Origin of the sequence: Bacillus tequilensis (genome assembly GCF_012225885.1) — a bacterium.
In the GTDB taxonomy this organism is placed as follows: domain Bacteria; phylum Bacillota; class Bacilli; order Bacillales; family Bacillaceae; genus Bacillus; species Bacillus tequilensis.
The window spans coordinates 1855848-1874125 of the sequence record NZ_CP048852.1 but is presented as its reverse complement, the minus strand read 5'-3'; the positions used below and the strand labels follow the sequence as shown (position 1 = coordinate 1874125).

Annotated in this window: 17 protein-coding genes and 4 pseudogenes; 11 read left to right on the top strand and 10 right to left on the bottom strand. The window is 37.6% G+C overall.

The window, feature by feature from the left end; all coding sequences use genetic code 11:
- Nucleotides 1-363 precede the first annotated feature (363 nt).
- The 6 genes and pseudogenes from tatAC (at nucleotide 364) to G4P54_RS10150 (ending at nucleotide 3095) form a co-directional block, all read left to right on the top strand.
- Nucleotides 364-552 (top strand): twin-arginine translocase TatAC, encoded by a 189-nt coding sequence (gene tatAC, locus G4P54_RS10170; RefSeq protein WP_167872574.1) that lies wholly within the window; start codon nucleotides 364-366, stop codon nucleotides 550-552.
- A 179-nt stretch (nucleotides 553-731) separates the two neighbouring features.
- On the top strand, nucleotides 732-956 hold the full coding sequence (locus G4P54_RS10165; RefSeq protein WP_167872573.1) for a spore coat protein C: 225 nt from the start codon (nucleotides 732-734) through the stop codon (nucleotides 954-956).
- 232 nt (nucleotides 957-1188) lie between these two features.
- Nucleotides 1189-1545, top strand: coding sequence for a YoqO family protein (locus G4P54_RS10160; RefSeq protein ID WP_167872572.1), 357 nt, complete (start codon nucleotides 1189-1191; stop codon nucleotides 1543-1545).
- Nucleotides 1546-1685: 140 nt separating this feature from the next.
- Nucleotides 1686-2408: a YrpD family protein gene (locus tag G4P54_RS10155; RefSeq protein WP_142675227.1), complete on the top strand. Its 723-nt coding sequence runs from the start codon at nucleotides 1686-1688 to the stop codon at nucleotides 2406-2408.
- Between the two features lie 100 nt (nucleotides 2409-2508).
- Nucleotides 2509-2634, top strand: a pseudogene (locus G4P54_RS21565) (hypothetical protein); the annotation flags it as partial.
- Nucleotides 2635-2897: 263 nt separating this feature from the next.
- Nucleotides 2898-3095, top strand: coding sequence for a hypothetical protein (locus G4P54_RS10150; protein ID WP_024715945.1), 198 nt, complete (start codon nucleotides 2898-2900; stop codon nucleotides 3093-3095).
- A gap of 257 nt (nucleotides 3096-3352) precedes the next feature.
- On the opposite strand, the gene G4P54_RS10145 is transcribed toward G4P54_RS10150, so the two are convergent.
- Nucleotides 3353-4192: a thymidylate synthase gene (locus G4P54_RS10145; RefSeq protein ID WP_024715946.1), complete on the bottom strand. Its 840-nt coding sequence runs from the start codon at nucleotides 4190-4192 to the stop codon at nucleotides 3353-3355.
- A 106-nt stretch (nucleotides 4193-4298) separates the two neighbouring features.
- On the opposite strand from G4P54_RS10145, the gene G4P54_RS21635 reads away from it, so the two are divergent.
- Nucleotides 4299-4568: a DUF1643 domain-containing protein gene (locus tag G4P54_RS21635; protein WP_167872571.1), complete on the top strand. Its 270-nt coding sequence runs from the start codon at nucleotides 4299-4301 to the stop codon at nucleotides 4566-4568.
- Between the two features lie 82 nt (nucleotides 4569-4650).
- The gene (locus tag G4P54_RS10135) at nucleotides 4651-4896 is read left to right on the top strand and encodes a hypothetical protein (protein WP_167872570.1); all 246 of its coding nucleotides are present in this window, start codon (nucleotides 4651-4653) and stop codon (nucleotides 4894-4896) included.
- A gap of 39 nt (nucleotides 4897-4935) precedes the next feature.
- Here the strand turns inward: G4P54_RS10135 and G4P54_RS10130 are convergent, their stop codons facing one another.
- The 3 genes from G4P54_RS10130 to G4P54_RS10120 all read right to left on the bottom strand — a co-directional run bounded on the left by G4P54_RS10130 (nucleotide 4936) and on the right by G4P54_RS10120 (nucleotide 6383).
- Nucleotides 4936-5385, bottom strand: a complete 450-nt coding sequence (locus G4P54_RS10130) for an AraC family transcriptional regulator (protein WP_167872569.1) — start codon at nucleotides 5383-5385, stop codon at nucleotides 4936-4938.
- A 74-nt stretch (nucleotides 5386-5459) separates the two neighbouring features.
- Nucleotides 5460-5894 carry a dUTP diphosphatase DutA gene (gene dutA / locus G4P54_RS10125; protein WP_024715949.1) on the bottom strand — a complete coding sequence of 145 codons (435 nt, stop codon included), beginning with the start codon at nucleotides 5892-5894 and terminating at the stop codon, nucleotides 5460-5462.
- A 27-nt stretch (nucleotides 5895-5921) separates the two neighbouring features.
- On the bottom strand, nucleotides 5922-6383 hold the full coding sequence (locus G4P54_RS10120) for a DUF2691 family protein (protein ID WP_167872568.1): 462 nt from the start codon (nucleotides 6381-6383) through the stop codon (nucleotides 5922-5924).
- A gap of 385 nt (nucleotides 6384-6768) precedes the next feature.
- Here G4P54_RS10120 and G4P54_RS10115 point away from each other — a divergent pair.
- A pseudogene (locus tag G4P54_RS10115) lies at nucleotides 6769-7241 on the top strand (alanine racemase C-terminal domain-containing protein); the annotation flags it as partial.
- On the opposite strand, the gene G4P54_RS10110 reads toward G4P54_RS10115, so the two are convergent.
- Nucleotides 7238-8647 (bottom strand): sugar porter family MFS transporter, encoded by a 1410-nt coding sequence (locus G4P54_RS10110; protein WP_167872567.1) that lies wholly within the window; start codon nucleotides 8645-8647, stop codon nucleotides 7238-7240. The pseudogene G4P54_RS10115 and the gene G4P54_RS10110 sit on opposite strands and share 4 nt — an antisense overlap.
- Before the next feature lie 597 nt (nucleotides 8648-9244).
- Here G4P54_RS10110 and G4P54_RS10105 point away from each other — a divergent pair.
- Nucleotides 9245-9694, top strand: a pseudogene (locus tag G4P54_RS10105) (thermonuclease family protein); the annotation flags it as partial.
- A 363-nt stretch (nucleotides 9695-10057) separates the two neighbouring features.
- Here the strand turns inward: G4P54_RS10105 and G4P54_RS10100 are convergent.
- The 3 genes and pseudogenes from G4P54_RS10100 to xylA form a co-directional block, all read right to left on the bottom strand.
- Nucleotides 10058-10262, bottom strand: a pseudogene (locus G4P54_RS10100) (glycoside hydrolase family 11 protein); the annotation flags it as partial.
- A gap of 5 nt (nucleotides 10263-10267) precedes the next feature.
- A complete protein-coding gene (gene xylB, locus G4P54_RS10095; protein ID WP_167872565.1) occupies nucleotides 10268-11767 on the bottom strand; it encodes a xylulokinase in 1500 nt (499 codons plus the stop codon).
- A gap of 140 nt (nucleotides 11768-11907) precedes the next feature.
- The gene (xylA, locus tag G4P54_RS10090) at nucleotides 11908-13245 is read right to left on the bottom strand and encodes a xylose isomerase (RefSeq protein ID WP_167872564.1); all 1338 of its coding nucleotides are present in this window, start codon (nucleotides 13243-13245) and stop codon (nucleotides 11908-11910) included.
- Between the two features lie 224 nt (nucleotides 13246-13469).
- Here xylA and xylR point away from each other — a divergent pair, with 224 nt between their 5' ends.
- Nucleotides 13470-14624, top strand: a complete 1155-nt coding sequence (gene xylR, locus G4P54_RS10085) for a transcriptional repressor XylR (RefSeq protein WP_167872563.1) — start codon at nucleotides 13470-13472, stop codon at nucleotides 14622-14624.
- Nucleotides 14625-14701: 77 nt separating this feature from the next.
- Here the strand turns inward: xylR and xynB are convergent, their stop codons facing one another.
- Complete coding sequence (xynB, locus tag G4P54_RS10080) at nucleotides 14702-16303, bottom strand: xylan 1,4-beta-xylosidase (protein ID WP_167872562.1); 1602 nt, start codon at nucleotides 16301-16303, stop codon at nucleotides 14702-14704.
- A 42-nt stretch (nucleotides 16304-16345) separates the two neighbouring features.
- The gene (locus tag G4P54_RS10075) at nucleotides 16346-17740 is read right to left on the bottom strand and encodes an MFS transporter (protein ID WP_167872561.1); all 1395 of its coding nucleotides are present in this window, start codon (nucleotides 17738-17740) and stop codon (nucleotides 16346-16348) included.
- Nucleotides 17741-18278 lie beyond the last annotated feature (538 nt).

The following is an 18278-nucleotide window of genomic DNA, read 5'->3' as shown; positions in this document are numbered from 1 at the left end:
TTTTTTCCTGTGCCGTTAATGGAATAAACTGAAACGAAGCCTAACACAGATAGGAATTTAATGCCCTTCATGTATTTCATCATCCAGATCTATCCCCTATAGCAATCATAGCTAGTCACAGAAAGATAAATATTATTTCTTTCCATCTGGTATTCCACCCTGCCTTGTTCGTAAAAACCAGAGATAGTAGCCAGCTCACATCCCCTCTTTTTTAAAAAGGCATTGGACATTATATTCAGCTACACCTGCTTTATGAATCCGCCTGCGGGTTTTTAAAATGTTCAAAATAAAAGCATTCCCATTTGAAATGCCATCTCTTATAATTTGGTTAGAAGGTTGTACTTCAATCAGGAGGAAAAGAACATGGAATTAAGCTTCACAAAAATACTCGTTATTTTATTTGTAGGCTTTTTAGTATTTGGACCTGATAAATTGCCGGCGCTCGGCCGTGCTGCAGGAAAGGCCTTATCAGAATTTAAACAAGCGACAAGCGGACTGACTCAGGATATAAAAAAAAGTGATTCAGAAAACAAAGAAGACAAACAAATATAAGATAAATGATTTGGGCCGATGAATAATCGGCTTTTTATTATGATTTGTTTCTGTGTCATCTGCCTATTTTCTATAATTTAAACAGCCCTTTTTTCCTTCAATGATTTCAACTGTCCAAACCGCACATTGTATTCGCCGTATAATAAAGCATATTGATAACAAATAAAGGAGGAGAAGATATGGGTTATTATAAAAAATACAAAGAAGAGTTTTACACGGTCAAAAAAACGTATTATAAGAAGTATTACGAATATGATGAAAAATTCGATGATCACCATGATAAAAAAGAGTACGAATGTGATTATGACAAGAAATATGAGGACTATGACAAAAAATATTATGATCATGACAAAAAAGACTATGATTATGTTGTAGAGTATAAAAAGCATAATAAACATTACTAAACTCCATTACATCTCCTCGTTTTCACTTTTTCCCCGGCTACATGCCGGGTTTTTTGTTTGATTTGCTATTTAGAAAAATTGAAGTTTTCCTTAATGACAAAATCTAAAATTATATTGAATATTTAGTACATAGATTAATTAGTGGATGTGCATTTGCTTCCGCTTCAAATATTGCAGGCGCAAAGAAATTTTTGTAAACTCTTTGAGAGTTATACATAAAAGGAGAGGTTCTTTGTCTAAAAACATAGCATTTTATCTCATTTTACTTTGCCTATTTCTATCAATTTCTATGAAAAACTTTGAAGTGATAGAAATGGTTGCCAATGTTAGCTGTTTTTTTATCGTTTTGCTTTATGTTAAAGAGGAGTTGAAAACATATTCACGTAAAGCATTAGCCATCCTAATTATTTGTTTTCTTTTCTTAGTTGTTATCTGTGCTTTTATCATTTTACATGGACAGACAGCTATGAAACATCATACCTTCTTTGCAGGCTGGGAAATGATAGAAAATATTCTTTTGATTATCGTTTCTTTAAGTATTTGTGTTTATATTTTGCGGAAGATTTCAAACCGTTTAAAACGATTCTGATCAATGTATTAAATTTCAGATTGGAGAAAGGTTTAGTCCCTTAAATCATTCAAAATGAAGAATTTTGTCGATTTATATACATATATCCAGTTCCAAAATTAGGTATAATGAATGGGTAACCACTATCAAGAGGGGGAATTTTGGTGAAAAAAGTATTGATTGCAGGTGCAGTAGGAACTGCAGTTCTTTTCGGAACACTTTCATCGGGTATACCAGGCTTGCCCGCGGCAGACGCCCAAGTCGCGAAAGCAGCCACTAAGCTGTCTAAGGGAATCGGCGGCCGCGCCTACCTGAACAGTAATGGCGCAGTTTTCACAGCTAAAATTAAGCTGCCTGACACCGTGAAACATGATGACTCGGTCTCTACACCTTATATCTATTCAGGATTTAAAGCAAAAAGCGGAACTGAGGCGGATACCGGGCTTCAGTACAGCAAACAGTACAACGTGTGGAAGCCCTTTATGAAGGTCGGGGCCAAAAATAATCAAACGTACATCGAAGGAAAAGACAAATTCACATACACTAAAGGCTTCCGTCCTGGAAGCACAGTCCAAATGACTATCTATAAAAATGTAAACGGCAATACACGCATGACTCTTTGGGGAACGAACAATGATGGCTATACTGGACGGATCATCACGGAAATTCAAGAAACCAACATCGGCACAATCTCAAGTTGGAAAACACTTGCTACCGCAGCTGTTTCGTATGAAAGTCAGCGTGATGCCATCAAAACAAACTTTTCGACATCTTTTAACAATATTACAATCGACAATAAAGCCGTCACACCTGTCATAGATACACAAGATAACGCAAAGGTTTCTGTTTCAGGAAATAACGTTACGATTTCTGTTAATCAATAAACGAAGCAGAGAAGGCCGCCGGCATCGCCAGGCGGTTTTTTCAATTATACAATCTAATATCATAGGTTTAGGTTATTTTGGAAATAACCTAGCTCACTCCATGTCAATGTATTTTATGTTTCATACAAAAGCATTGATACCGGCTGAATATGATTTAGCTATTCATGGATTAGTGATATCTAGAACTATCATGATCTCTTTCACTTTTTATCTAGTTTCAAAATTAGAAAAAACACTTGAAGGGAACCGTTTCTCTCCCAAATCTGAAAAACATCACTTGCCCTACTGCAATTTCCAATGGTATGATTTTCTATGTAAATTTTATCTAGAGGTGTAGTTGATTGCCGTTGAATAAAAACAAAAAAGAGAAAAAGAAACGTTTCGTAAATATCATATTATTCTTGTTTAATTTTTGGCCTTGTTCCTGATACATCATTTTTATTGTCGTTATTCAACTGATTAAGAAATCAAAGAAGAAAGAGTGTGTACATGTTTAAAGATTTTTTCAATTCTCACCCGTTTATTAAAAATGTATTGGAGATCTTAATCACTGCTGTTTCTCTAGGAGTATGGTTTAATGTAAATATCAATCATTACTTAAGTGTTATTTTTGGATTTTTAACAGCTGGAATTATTAATTCAATTTTAGGATGCACTTGGGAACCTAAAAAGAAGGCTGCATCATGAAGAGGATTACCCTCTTCATTTTTTTTACGTCTTAACCTAAAATGTTTAAAACGATCCCACTGTTTTAAGGTAATTTCCCCTCTTATCATACAATTATTTTAAATCATTAGTTACGCTGTCAGCTCTCATATCTCTCAGCTGCCACCGCAATTCTTTAGCTTTTTCGATTATCCCATTTAACTCTATCTTCTGATCCAATCATCACCCTCCCTATCTAAAGAGGACCTACTAACAATGCAATGAAAAAAGAGGCAGCATTAAACTGCTACCTCAAATAAAAGCTTGTCCCCATGTTTATAGTTGATTAACTTGAAATCATCTATCGTAAAGTCATAAAAATCTTTAACGTTAGGATTGATCCATAATTCAGGCGCTTCAAACTGTTCTCTTTCCATTTGGATTTTCAAATTGTCTATATGACGTGTGTACACATGGCAGTCGCCAATGTTAAAGATATATTCACCAAGCTCATAACCGGTGACTTGAGCAATCATGCGCTGCAACACATTATACTGGAATACATTGAAAGGATTCCCCAATGCCATGTCATTGCTCCTCGCTCTTACCTCTAGATGAAGCTTTCCTTGTTTAACATACCATTGTGTCTCGTATACACATGGCGTTAAGGCCATTGCGTCTAGTTCATCAGGATTCCACAGCATTGTAATGTGTCTGCGTGAAGATGGATTGTTCTTCAATTGATGCAGAAGATAATCAACCTGATCCACTTTTTCTCCATTTAGATTTCTGTTTTTCTTTCCCAGCTGAAATCCGTATGCATGTCCGATGGTGCCGTCTTCTTGTTTCCATTGATCCCAAATATGTACGCCCATCTTGTTTAAATCATTAACATTGTTCGATTTCATCTGCCATATCCAGAGCAACTCTTTAATCGCTGTTTTCCAGGCAACCTTTTTTGTCGTTAAAATCGGAACCTCGGAGTTGTCGAATCTCATTTGCTTACTGATAATGCTTAGTGTGTGAGCCGGTGTACCATCAGAGTCCCACTTTGTTCTTACATGAAATTCTTCGTCTGAGATTCCATTATTTATAATGTCCTTTATGATTGAATTGTATTGTTTATCGAATTGAGTCATTATTAAATTCCTCCAATGATTTAAGAGTGCATAATGAAAATAGTTTCAAAGTAGAAAGTGATGATAGATTTAAAACGGGATAAAAATTAGAAACCGTTACAGTGTAATGATTAGTAATGACTTTAAACAGGAAGTATCTGTTATCTGTTTAAACCCAAGTAAAGCAAATAAATTCAAATCAGATTCCACTATTAACAATGTAGTTAAATTTTTTTATTCACACAAGGAATTGAAAATTGGAACTGTATCTATATATAACTTGTATCCCTTTTATGCTACAGACCCCAAAGATTTACACCCAATGTTTGAATCAATGAGTAAAATTCAATACCAATCCTCCATAAATGATCACTTTCCTCCTTATTATATTAGATAAAAAGTATTATTTTATTCAGAAATATTTCCAACAAAAATCTTTTATGGTAAATTTAAAGCAATGAATTTAAAGGAGTGTTATTTTGCGTAAAATATTCAAAACCATTAGTTTATTAATTATATTGTTATTATTATTTTATTCTCTCTTCGGTTCTAATTCACAATTATTTGTGTGGGCTCAGTTAATCTTAATCGCATTCTTGATTGGGTTTGGAATTAACAGCTTTGTAAAAAAAGATCGGTATAAAGGTACTCTATACTTCGTAATTGCAATATGTAACACAATTATCAATTTTGATTACATAAAGGAATTAATTCAGAGCATTTAACTTTTACATATATAAGAGGTGGGAAATTTCCCACCTTCTTTATTGTATAGGAACTAATATTTCACATAAGTGATTATCAATCATTTGTGAAGTATATCTCTCTATAATCGGTTCTTCTCTTATAGTTAGACTATTTTTTTCTATTTCAGAGAAAATAATGCCCCAAAATTCACTTACTGCCTCTTTTGTATGGTCAAGCAAGAAAACAGCGTACTTCCCTCCAGGTATCTTACCAACTTGAGCTGGTTGCGGCACATTAAAATCTTTATTTACTATAACGCAAACATCATAACGGCATTCCTCTTTAGGAGTAATATTTGGATCATCTTGTGGAATTCCTAAAATTATAGAGTTATGAAATACACCATTCAACTGTGCCCACTTTTTAAAAGATTCCATTAGTTCTTTGTTTTGTTTGCCACCATACTCTCCAACATTCCGGAAATATGCAATCCTTGATTCAGGTAATTCTTCAATAGTTATTTTCATATTTTAATCCCCTTTCCTAGAAAAAGGTAATATGATTAAAAACGTTTTTCAAGAAAATTTTTAACAAAATCCAATTACTTCGTTCCAGTTGATCCATGCCCACCTCGGTCATCGTTGCCTAGATGGTCTACCTCTATCAATTCAACTGCAGGCATCTTCTTCATAATCCTAAATTGACAGATCCGATCACCCTTCTTAATCTCAGTATCACGCAATGCATATGCAGGAAAGAACCAAAAATCGTTGTCTCCCTTATAAGACTCATCGATAATACCCATTGAATTGGTTTGAATAACCCCAAAGTTCTTATATGTACTTGAACGGGGAACGACATGTGCTTCGTAGCCTTCAGGCAGCTCCATTGCTACACCTAATGGGACAAGCTTAAATTCATCTTTTTTGATTGCTACATCTTCAGCTGCTCTGAGATCGATCCAATCTCCTTGCTCAATTTTGCTGATTCTCGTTTGGTTTTCATCTAGATATTTGATTTTTATTTGCATCGACATATGTATTAGCTCCTTTTATGAAAACTATCATACGGTAAAACCCGTTCTTACGTCGTTTTCATCAGTTATAAATTGAACGTCTTCAAAAAAATTTTTTAATGCATTAAAGTAAAGCTTTTCAATATCATTTTTGTTTTTACAGTATATCGAAACATAACTGCTATCAGCGATCAAAAGGACAAGTGCGCAATCACTGTCAACAAACTCTTCATATGTCTGGACTTGAATAACTGTTTTTCCAAGTGGAAATGCCTGCAGTTCAACAAAAATGGTATAATACTGATTTGTTTTTAATCGATTCGCTAAGTTAGTTCCTTCAACAATTGCGTAATCATTAAAGAGCTCCTCATCACCTAGTTCTCCATTTACAACAAAATAAGATTCCCCACTCGTTTGCCACTTATAATGAGTTATTTCTAACGGCTGCAGTATTCTCCATAAAAAATGTCCATATTCATTCGGTATTTGAAAGCTAACTCCCCTTTTCATGTATATCCCTCACTTCATTTCATTATATACTCTGATGTCAGGTTTATGGAACAAGGAATCGACTCCCGCTTGATACCAGGCTTCACTTATAAATTTTCTCGTCCTTCTCGTTTAATTGCTCTTCGTATGCTTAGTAATATAGGTGTTTCCTTGCAAGACGTTTTAGTACAGCGAGTACCTTTAATATATAAGTGTCCTGCTGGTTTTCCTAGTACTTCTACACGGGGGTTCCCGCAATCGTTTTGGTTATAGAGCATTGAAACGTCTCTTGGTCTATCATAGATGTGCTGTTGAATGTTTTCAAATGAAGCTGAATAAAATAAGATCCACATCCAACAATTAACATTTGTTTTTGCGGCTATATTTGGTTTTTACAATCCATAAGGAAGTGCGGATCGCTTATGTGAAAACCATGCGGAAAGAGCCCCAAACCGTTAGCTATGGCGCTACATACATCGCTGAACCTGACGAAGTTATTGCTACACTTCCGATTGGATGTGCTGACGGTAATTCTCATGCACTTTGCAATCGCGGGTTTGTTCTTCATCGCGGAAAACGAGTGCCAGTGGCTGGGAGAGTCTCAATGGATATGATCATTGTTAGTTTAGGAGAAAACGGTGAAGGTAAACTAGGAGAGGAAGTTGTAATTTACAGTCAGCAAAAGGGAGCTGAGATTCCCGTTGATGAAATGGCTGACATGCGATTAACTATGAAGTGGTGTCTGCATTAAGCCGCTGCATCCCTCGTTTTTATATTAGAAATAGAGAGATTTTGATTTTGTTTACATATCATGCTCTGAAATCAAACAAATCCCCCCTGCTATTATTAAACAGAGGGGGTAATTGCGCCATACCTTAAATAACTGATTTTTCAGCTGTATCTTTATCATGTCGAGATCGGAAATGCTCTTCTAGCCCTTCAAGTGTGCGTCCTTTTGTTTCCGGCATGAATTTATACACAAACCCGATGGCGAATATACCGAAAGCCACGAATATAAAGAATGTAGAAGACAAGCCTACAGAGCTAAGCAGTATCGGAAAAGCAAAACCGATTATAAAGTTTAATATCCATAGGAAAAAAACACTTATTCCAGAACCGAGTCCCCTTAATTTTTGAGGGAAGATTTCCGCAATGACCAGCCAAGTCACAGGCCCTACGCATCCTTGCATAAAGGCTAAAAATACAACGGTCAAGGATAGTACCGCATAAGGGAGTGCTGCAGACCCTGCAAGCACGATTGAGAATATCGCAATGAATAAAAGCGCTGTCGTCGTTCCGGCCAAACCAATCAATAATATAGGACGCCGTCTCACTTTTCCGACAAGCCAAATCCCAAATATAACGGCAATGACAGATACCAGCCCATTTCCAATATTAGCGATTAAAGCCGCTTTTGTCCCAAAACCAGATTCTTTAAGGATTTGAGTGCCATAATACATAATCGAGTTCACACCGGTAATTTGATTCACTATCGCAACACCAATACCAATCAGTAAAAGACGGCGCAGCCATGGTGTAGAAAAGTCCTTAAGTGAAACCTTCTCCAGTTCTGTATCTTTTTGTACCGCTGCTTGAATGTCTCTACATTCAGCTTCTGCACGTTTAACATCTCGAATTTGCTTAAGAACACGCAGCGCCTCACTTTTTCTCCCTTTGGAGATTAGCCATCTCGGACTTTCTGGCACCTTGAGCATACTGGAAAATAGCATGATAGCCGGTACGGCACAAAGCGCCAGCATATATCTCCAAACATGTCCCGTATTTGCCATTGTCACGCCAAGAATGGCATTAAAAACATATGCTAAAAATTGCCCGCCGACAATCATTAGCTCATTTTGGGTTACCATACGTCCCCTCTCCTCATGCGGTGCCATTTCTGCCAAAAAGGCCGGAACCATCGCTGAAGCTCCGCCAACAGCCAGCCCGAGCAAAAACCGAAAGACCGCCATCACTGAAACATTAGGCGCTAATGCTGTTCCAAGTGATGCTATGAAAAATATAAATGAAAGATTAAGGATCATTTTACGGCGGCCATAGCGATCAGCCAATCTGCCGCATAACAACGCTCCAAACGCCGCACCTAATAAAAGAATACTTGTAACAAGCCCTTCTGTAACCGGCGTTAAATGAAGCTGGTCTGGTTTCGCCATAAAAGGCAAAGCTCCATTTATCACTCCGGTGTCATATCCAAAGAGAAGCCCCCCAAATGTTGCTGAAATCATGATTAATTTCAATCTGCGATTTCGATTTTCAGACATATCCATTTCCCCTGCCTTTATTAAGATTACTTAATAAGTTCCTCTCAGTCTGGATATTGAAACAAGAATTTTAACTAAAGGTGATCGTTTGAAAAACATCTCTACCTTAGATTTCGGATTTAACAAAAAGAAAAAACATTGTTATGTTATGAATATATTTTGGTTACTTTATTATCATTTCTGATATTATCATAATTATAAAAGTATTTTTAGTCAATTATGTTTTCACAATTATTTATTTTTGTTATTTCACAGGTTGATTTTGATCATTTCATTATGAAGTTCGCATTTTGCAAATTCATAGTATGAAGATGGGAAGCCATATCCTATTCACAAAAAATGCTCATATCGTTATAATAATGATGTTAACGGGATGAAAAGAAAGCATACAAGAACTTACATTCTAAAGAGGACATCAAAATGAAGACAGCTTTAATGAGGATTATCGTATTGGTTTTATGCATGACATTGGCAGCCTGTGGATCAAATCACGCAGAAAAAAACCATTCAACATCTAATCAAAAAGAACAAGCCTCTCAAGGTATTCCATCTAATGCTGATAAACAGCCAGAACATAAGCCTGGCCCATCTTATTCAAAAAATCGTAAGAAATTGGCGGATGTTACATTAGACAGAGTAGTTGATGGAGATACGATTAAGGTGATTTACAATGGAAAGAAAGACACAGTTCGCTACTTGCTCGTTGACACACCTGAGACGAAGAAGCCAAATTCTTGTGTTCAGCCATACGGTAAAGATGCGTCAAAACGGAATAAAGAATTGGTCAGCAGCGGTGAGCTGCAACTGGAATTCGACAAAGGCGATCGCAGAGATAAGTATGGAAGACTGTTAGCTTACGTTTATGTTGACGGCAAATCTGTTCAAGAGACATTATTGAAAGAAGGATTGGCTAGAGTAGCATATGTATATGAGCCAAACACCAAATACATAGACCAATTCAGACTGGATGAGCAAGAGGCAAAATCAGAAAAACTTTCGATCTGGAGCAGGAATGGATATGTGACTAATAGAGGATTTAATGGCTGTGTGAAATAAAAAAAACCTGCGGTTAAAAAAGAAACTACATAGCAGAATACAATTGAAATGAAAATGTAACCTCTTATGCAGCAGCTTGACTGGAGGAACTGAAACGTTTGCGGATCGAGTTAGAAAGAAAAATCTGCTTTGTCCAGTGTCCATTCTGCTTACCAAGCTGAAATAGACATGAATCATGATTAGTAACGCCAAGAGATTCTATCCATTAACTGATAATTTTTCTGTTTTAGCAGCTCTATAAAGATAATGTTGATTGGGCTTTTTAAACATGAATCTTGTTGAATAATATAAAAACAGCTATATAGATAATAAAAACCCCCCTTCACGCTAATGTGAAGGAGGGTTTGTGTATTAAAAGAATTAATTTCTTGTGCCGCTTTGATATCCCTCAACCATAAGCGCAGTTTCATACATCTTCCCCATTGGCATTTCTAAGCTTTCCCGCTTCTTGAAGTGTTTGCAGACAGATGCAGTTCTGCTCGTCCGTTTTGTCTGCCGGACACTCCAGTATTGTGATACCTATAATGGAAGGCAGATTGATTCGAATCATCTCATATTCGTCATGTATCATTAGTTTTTTCGAAAGCTCTCCAAAGCTATATTAAGATCCTTTGTGTGAGTGTAAATGTTCTTATACAAATCGAATAGCGTTTTATATTTTTGAACATTTTGTTCCTTTGGATAAAATGCAGCAGCCTCACGTATGAATTGCTCTGCACATTCTTCTAGCGATTCAAACCACCCGCTCCCAAAGGCAGCCAGCATAGCAGCCCCCAAGGCAGGGCCTTGTTCATTTTCTAATTTGATCACCCTCGCATTGAAAATATCAGCTTGCATTTGCAGCCATGTTTCATTTTTAGCTCCCCCGCCAATAGAAACAACAGTATGAACTGATTTCCCTACTTCACGGAATAACTCAATTGATTCATGTAAAGAGAATGTAATCCCTTCCATTATTGCCCTCAAAAAGTGCTCTCTTTTGTGGGCACCATCCATTCCGATCAAGCTTCCCCGAATAGAAGAATCAGCATGCGGCGTTCTTTCACCAACCAAATAAGGAGTATATAGCAGTCCATTTGCTCCTATCGGAATTGATTCCACGCCCGCCAACAATTGCTCAAACGATTCGTTTGGCGCAAATGTTCTTTTAAACCAGTCCAAGCTGTATCCTGCAGCAAGTGTGACTCCCATCGTATAAAAAGAATCCTTTTTTCCATGATTAAAAAAATGGACTTTCCCTTTAAAGTCTCTTTCTTTGCCTTCTTCGTAGGAGAGTATAACCCCTGATGTCCCAATACTGCATAATGTTTTACCAGAAGAAAGAATACCGGCTCCAATTGCACCGCACGCATTATCTGCTCCCCCGGCGTACACTTTTGTTTTTTCCATCAGCCCCGTCTCCGCCGCGACGTTCGGAAGCAGCGATCCTACACAATCATGGGATTCAACAAGTGGAGGACAAATATCTGCAGAAATACCAAATTGATTGCAAATATCATCGCTCCACTCCTTGCGGGTAATATGTAAAAGTAACGTTCCCGCCGCATCGGAGTATTCAGTGTGAATGGCACCGGTCATACGGAATCTCACATAGTCTTTCGGAAGCAAAAAAACAGCAGTTTTTTTAAAAAGATCGGGCTCATGTTCCTTCACCCATAACATTTTAGGCAATGTAAACCCTTCCAGGACACGGTTTTTTGTGATATCAAGCAGATGATCGCCAAATGTCTCGGTCACCCTGATACATTGAGGCGTCGTTCTGGTATCATTCCAAAGAATTGCATGGCGTAACACCTGCCGATCTTGGTCAAGCAGGACTAACCCATGCATCTGACCTGAATAGCTTATTCCGTCAATATCCTTAGCTTGAACGTTGGATTTAGAAACCAACTCAGTCAATGCATGAATCGTTTGCCGCACCCAGTCTTCAGGATTTTGTTCACTATATCCCGCCTTCTCTTGGATGAGCGGATAACGTTTGGACGTTTCTGCACAAACCTTGCCGTTTTGATTGACTAAAATGGTTTTAACAGCACTCGTTCCAATATCTATTCCAATAACATACTTCATTTTTTCACTCCTTCCCCTCCCGATGATATGAAATTCCCCGTCATAGCAACAAAGTAAAGGCATCATGACGGAGAGTTTTGGGCGACTTGGCGATCCTGCTATATCTTTTGATAGCAGGATCTAGCGTTTCTTTTTATCTGTTATACTTCTAAAATGTATTGGTTCAATCTCGCTTTTAATTGTTCCTGTCTTCCAGATTCATTTTTAATTGATTTATGATTGAGTGCATATTCCTCAAGCGTCTTGAAATTAGCTCTTCCTTCTGCAATTTCAAGGCCAATCCCTTCAGTAAAGCTGCGGTAACGATGTTGAATCACATCTTCAAACACACGATCTTCGATTAACTTGTGTGCGACTTTCAATCCTCTTGCAAATGCATCCATCCCTGCAATATGCGCAAATAATAGATCATCAGGCTCAAAAGAAGATCTTCTGACCTTCGCATCAAAGTTTAATCCTCCGCTTCCAAGGCCGCCATTTTGCAGGATTTCGTACATGGCCAATGTCGTCGAATATAAATCTGTCGGAAATTCATCGGTGTCCCAGCCTAAAAGAGGATGCCCCTGATTCGCGTCAACAGAGCCAAGAAGTCCATGTACTCTTGCCATACGTAATTCATGTTCGAATGTATGCCCGGCTAATGTGGCATGATTGGCTTCGAGATTTAATTTAAAATGGCTGTCTAAGCCATATTGCTTCAAAAAGGCAATGGTTGTTGCCGCATCTGTATCATATTGATGAGTGGTCGGCTCTTTTGGTTTTGGTTCAATCAAAAATTGCCCCGTATACCCGATTTCCTTCGCATAATCCACTGCCATATGCATGAATCTGGCCAAATTATCAAGCTCAAATTTCAAATCCGTATTTAACAATGTTTCGTATCCCTCACGGCCGCCCCAAAATACATAGTTCTCGGCGCCAAGCTCTTTTGCTGTTTCTAATCCTTTTTTTACTTGTGCTGCAGCATACGCAAATACATCTGCATTGCAAGAAGTCGCGGCGCCATGGACGAAACGGGGATTCGTGAACATATTTGCAGTATTCCATAATAGCTTAACGCTGCTCGTTCTCATGTACTCCTTCATCATGCTAACGATAATATCTAAATTTTGATTCGTCTCTTTTAACGTACTTCCTTCAGGTGCGATATCCCGGTCATGGAAAGCAAAAAATGGCGCATCCAGTTTTTCAAACATCTCAAATGCTGCTTCTACCCTCGCTCTCGCCAGATCCATGCCTTTATAACGATCCCACGGTCTTTCCATCGTAGCTGCTCCAAACATGTCTGTACCGTCAGCGGTAAATGTATGCCAATAAGCAATAGAAAACCGCAGATGTTCTTTCATTGTCTTTTCGCCGATTACTTCTTGAGGATTATAATATTTAAATGCTAAAGGATTAGTGGAATCTTTCCCTTCGTAAATCACTTTGTTTACGCTTTCAAAATAGCCGACTGAATCAGAATGAGATTGAACCATTTGATTTCCCCCTTATCATAAATTCACATTGTATATTAGTTTGTTGCCTAAACAAACTAACTTATTTTTATCTTATATAACCTCATCCGTATTTTCAATATTTTTTAGTTTTTTATGAACACATTCGCTATAATAAAGGTACATTTCGCTATGTACTTGGTTTCATATTGAACACACAAAAAATTTCAACTTAATTTAAAGGCTATACAAATGGAGTGGATGAAGTGGATATCGCAGATCAAACCTTTGTCAAAAAAGTAAATCAAAAGTTATTATTAAAAGAAATCCTTAAAAACTCACCTATTTCAAGAGCAAAATTATCTGAAATGACTGGATTAAATAAATCGACTGTTTCATCACAGGTAAACACATTAATGAAAGAAAATCTTGTATTTGAAATCGGTCAGGGACAATCAAGCGGCGGCAGAAGACCTGTCCTGCTTGTTTTTAATAAAAAAGCAGGCTACTCCGTAGGAATAGATGTCGGGGTGGATTATATTAACGGCATTTTAACAGATCTTGAAGGGACAATTGTTCTTGATCAACACCACCATTTGGAATGCAGCTCTCCTGAAATAACGAAAGATATTTTAATTGAGATGATTCATCACTTTATTGCGAATATGCCGCAATCTCCGTACGGGCTTATCGGTATAGGCATATGCGTGCCCGGGTTAATTGATAAAAATCAAAAAATTGTTTTCGCTCCGAACTCCAACTGGAGAAATATTGACTTAAAACCTGTCATTCAAGAGGAGTTCAATGTGCCTGTTTTTATTGAAAACGAGGCAAATGCCGGTGCATATGGAGAAAAAGTATTCGGTGCTGCAAAAAATCACGATAACATGATTTATGCAAGTATTGGTACAGGGATAGGAATCGGCGTTATTATCAACAATGATTTATACAGAGGGGTAAGCGGATTCTCTGGAGAAATGGGACATATGACAATAGACTTTAATGGTCCGAAATGCAGCTGCGGAAACCGAGGCTGCTGGGAATTGTATGCTTCAGAAAAGGCTTTATTAAAATCGCTTCAAACTAAGAAGAAAAAAGTGTCCACTCAAGATATCATAGACCTCGCCCATCTGAATGATATTGGAACTTTACATGCGTTACAGAATTTTGGATTCTATTTAGGTATAGGCTTGACCAATATACTAAATACATTTAATCCGCAAGCCATCATTTTAAGAAACAGCATAATCGAATCGCATCCTATAGTTTTAAATTCAATTAAAAGCGAAGTGTCGTCCAGGGTTTATTCCCAATTAGACAATAGCTATGAATTATTACCATCTGTTTTAGGAAAAAACGCACCGGCGTTAGGAATGTCCTCTATTGTGATTGATCATTTTCTTGATATGATTAATCATTAAGTTTCACGCTGTTTTTTCACATAGGACACGATATGAAAAAGGAGTTCTTAAATAGAAGCTCCTTTTTCTTGTGCACATTATTTTTCTTTATAACGAAAATATTTGAAGTCAGCCGGAATATGATGACCGCTGGTATCTTGGCACTGCATCCCTACAAAAGCTCCTGTAAAGAATCCTCCTCCGCGGATGTAATCATCTGATAATTTTTTCGATTCTAATGTAATGTCAATTTTATGCCAGTCTTCTTTGTTAAACGAATAGAAATAATAATATTTTTCCTTTTCGATATTTACTTTTAAATAGACATACTTTACTTCACGAGGGATCACAATTTTATTTTTTAATGGCTGTGAAAAAGAAAAGTTATCACATATTGTTAATTCAAGAATACGGCCAAGTTCTTCATCATGCGTAACTTGAAGAGCCGTCCAGTTCTCTGTATTGTAATAGTTCACCAGACCAGCGGCTTGCTGAAAATTTTCCGGATAAAATGCAACAGCCGTTTCCGCTTCAAAATGGAGACTTTGCCAGCGTCTGGCTACAAATGACTGAGTAAATGCCGAGGTTAAGGATTCATGGCCGTATAACCGTAAATGATTTGGCACTTGTGTCAATGAACCTAATTCTTTCGTGAACGGAATCCTTAACGTTTGAAAATTGATATTTAATGTTGAATCCTCGAATTCATCAACTTCCGGGTACGTTGCTTCAAATATGGTTTCAGGTATAGAAGGCGCTTCCACCTCCACACTTCCTTCTTTTCCGCCAGCCACATGAGGCCATTCATCTTTCCAATAGAGTTTTTGAATAGCTGTTTCTCTGCCCAGCGGACAATATCCTCTCTGCTGAAAAATTGAATCATCGTCCGGATGAATAGGACGTCCCGTTAAATGTGCTAAATACCACTCATCTGTATGTGTGTGAACAATGGATGCATGCCCGCATTTTTGCAGTGGATTTTCCGGATCATGCCATGACGTTAAGATAGGGTTATTAGGATGAACTTCATATGGCCCCTCAATATTTGCAGAACGGGCAATTGTAGCAGCATGTTCGAACCGTGTTCCTCCTTCTGCGGTTAATAAATAATAATAGTTCCCGATATGATAAAGGTGCGGCGCTTCCGTCAGCTTTCTTTCAGTTCCTTTAAATATCACTTTCGGTTTTCCAATTAATTTTTGCTCCTCATCAGAATATTCCTGCATGACAATTCCTCCGAATGAGTGCCGATCAATGCGCTGATCCCATAACATATTTAATAAATATTTTTTTCCATCCGTATCATGGAATAAAGAAGCATCAAATCCCGAGCTATTTAATGTGATCGGCTCCCCCCAATCACCATCAATCGTGTCACAAGTCACTAAATAATTGTGGCAATCTTTCCAGGCGCCATCTACTACCTTAACATCCGTATAGATCAGCCAAAACTTTCCGTCGCTGTAACTTAAACATGGCGCCCAGACCCCGCCTGAATTAGGGTTTCCTTTCATGTCTAATTGCGAAACTCTCTGTAATGGATGTGCAACTAAGTGCCAATTCACTAAATCTTTTGAGTGGTGTATCTGAACTCCCGGAAACCACTCAAATGTAGATACGGCGATATAATAATCCTCTCCCACCCTGCAAATACTCGGATCGGGATTAAATCCTTTAAGCACTGGATTGATAATCTTCATGCGGAACGCCTCCTCAGCTATTTTCTGTTGATTCATCATATTTTAAGCTTTGAAATCATCTATATGATCCAAATAAACTTTGTCTCTATTCTCTAATTCTCGCACCATGTTTTTATATTTTTTCTCATCGAGATTATAGAAATTAATATCAATCATGGCTAAAACGAGCAAAATCGCGGGAATAATGGTTGCTGTAATTAATATGCCTGTTAATGCCTCAGGGGTTTGCGCCTGATTTGCCACATATCCAAACTTATCTAAAACCAGCCCTGGTACAACCCCTCCCAAGGCCATGCCGAATTTAAAGAAAAATCCGATAATAGCGTATATGAGCCCGCCCATTCTTTTCCCGGTTCTGTACTCTCCATATTCTATTGTTTCAGGAATGAGCGCCCACATATACCCCCCCGCAGTAAGACTTCCAGCAGCAGCAATTAATCGAAAGAAGAGTATGAGGAAAACATTACCTGACGGAACAAACAGTAAAGCTAAGAGGCCGATTATATTCAGTAATAATGCATAGTTTAGTAATTTCTTCTTCCCCAATAATTGATGCAGCTTTGGAATAAACGGTAAAATGACCAAAGCGGGCAAACTTCCTAGCAAACCGTACCATTTCACTAAATCCTCTCTTCCTAAGTTATACGTCACGTAATAGATGCCAACCGAATTACTTATTGAATTCACTCCAAAAATTATAATAAAGAAAATACTCAGTACAACAAGCGGACGATTAACACGAAATTGCTCAAATATATCCGAAAATTTAATTTTTTCTTCAGTTTTTTGAAGAGTGACACGCTCTTTTGTGCTTTTAAAACAAAAGATTAAAAGACACCCGCCTATGAATCCCATAATGGCCATCGTTAGCTGCCAGCCAAGAGATTCGCTGCCGGAAGTATCGCTTAAATAAGCAGCAAGTAAAGGAACAAAAAATGCAACGACAAGTCCCCCAAGATTCGCAAATAACATACGGACAGATGTTATACTAACAACTTCTTGATTATTTCTGGTCATGGCAGAAGTTAACGCGCCATACGGAACGTTTATCGCTGTGTATGTAAGCGACAAGCCAACATAGGTTATATAAGCATATATTAATTTTCCCATATCTGAAAAATCGGGGGTTGTAAAACAGAGGATGGCCAGTATGACAAATGGAAAAGCTCCGAATAAAAGATACGGTCTAAAGCGTCCAAACCTGCTATTCGTTCTGTCAACCATCGTTCCAATAAAAGGATCAGCGAGAGCGTCGATGATTCTAACCACTAAAAACATAGTACCGGCTGTTGCTGCCGATAAACCAAATACATCTGTATAGAAGAACAAAAGATAGGTAGACACTGTTGCATAAATTAAATTACAGGCGAAATCCCCAGACGCATATCCAACTTTTTCAACCATGCTAATCTTCTTTACAGTTTTTTCACCGGGCATGATTTTTCCTCTTTTCGGTCATTTAATAAGTAACAGTATGAAACGGGTTAAAAATTCCTTCAACATTATTGGCCAATAGCGCCTCATAAAAGCGCTTTCAAAAGATGATAGCAGTGTAACATTTCACAGAGCATTTTCACGATACAAATGGTGATCAGATAGCAGCGAAAAGGATAAAAGCCTCAGCTTTCGTTTTTTATATACCTCCAATAAAATCGAGCCTCTTATCCCCCCTCCCATTTAAGAACTTTAAATTCGGGCTTTATTATTAGTTTGTTGTCCGAACAAACTAACTTGATTTAATATTATAAAATCTTTTCCGCTTTTTCAACATCTTTTCCAGAAAATTTAAACCACTCAGAAACAATGATTGATTCTCTGTCTCTATCACAGTACCATTGTTCTTTTTTCTTTAACTTTAACTTAAAAGTCTTTCTTCTATTTCTTGATCCATTTTAAATCCCTCCCACCTTGTTATCGGCTATAGGAGGTAACAATGGCACTATCTTCAAAATTCGCCGAACGAAAGCACCCCCAT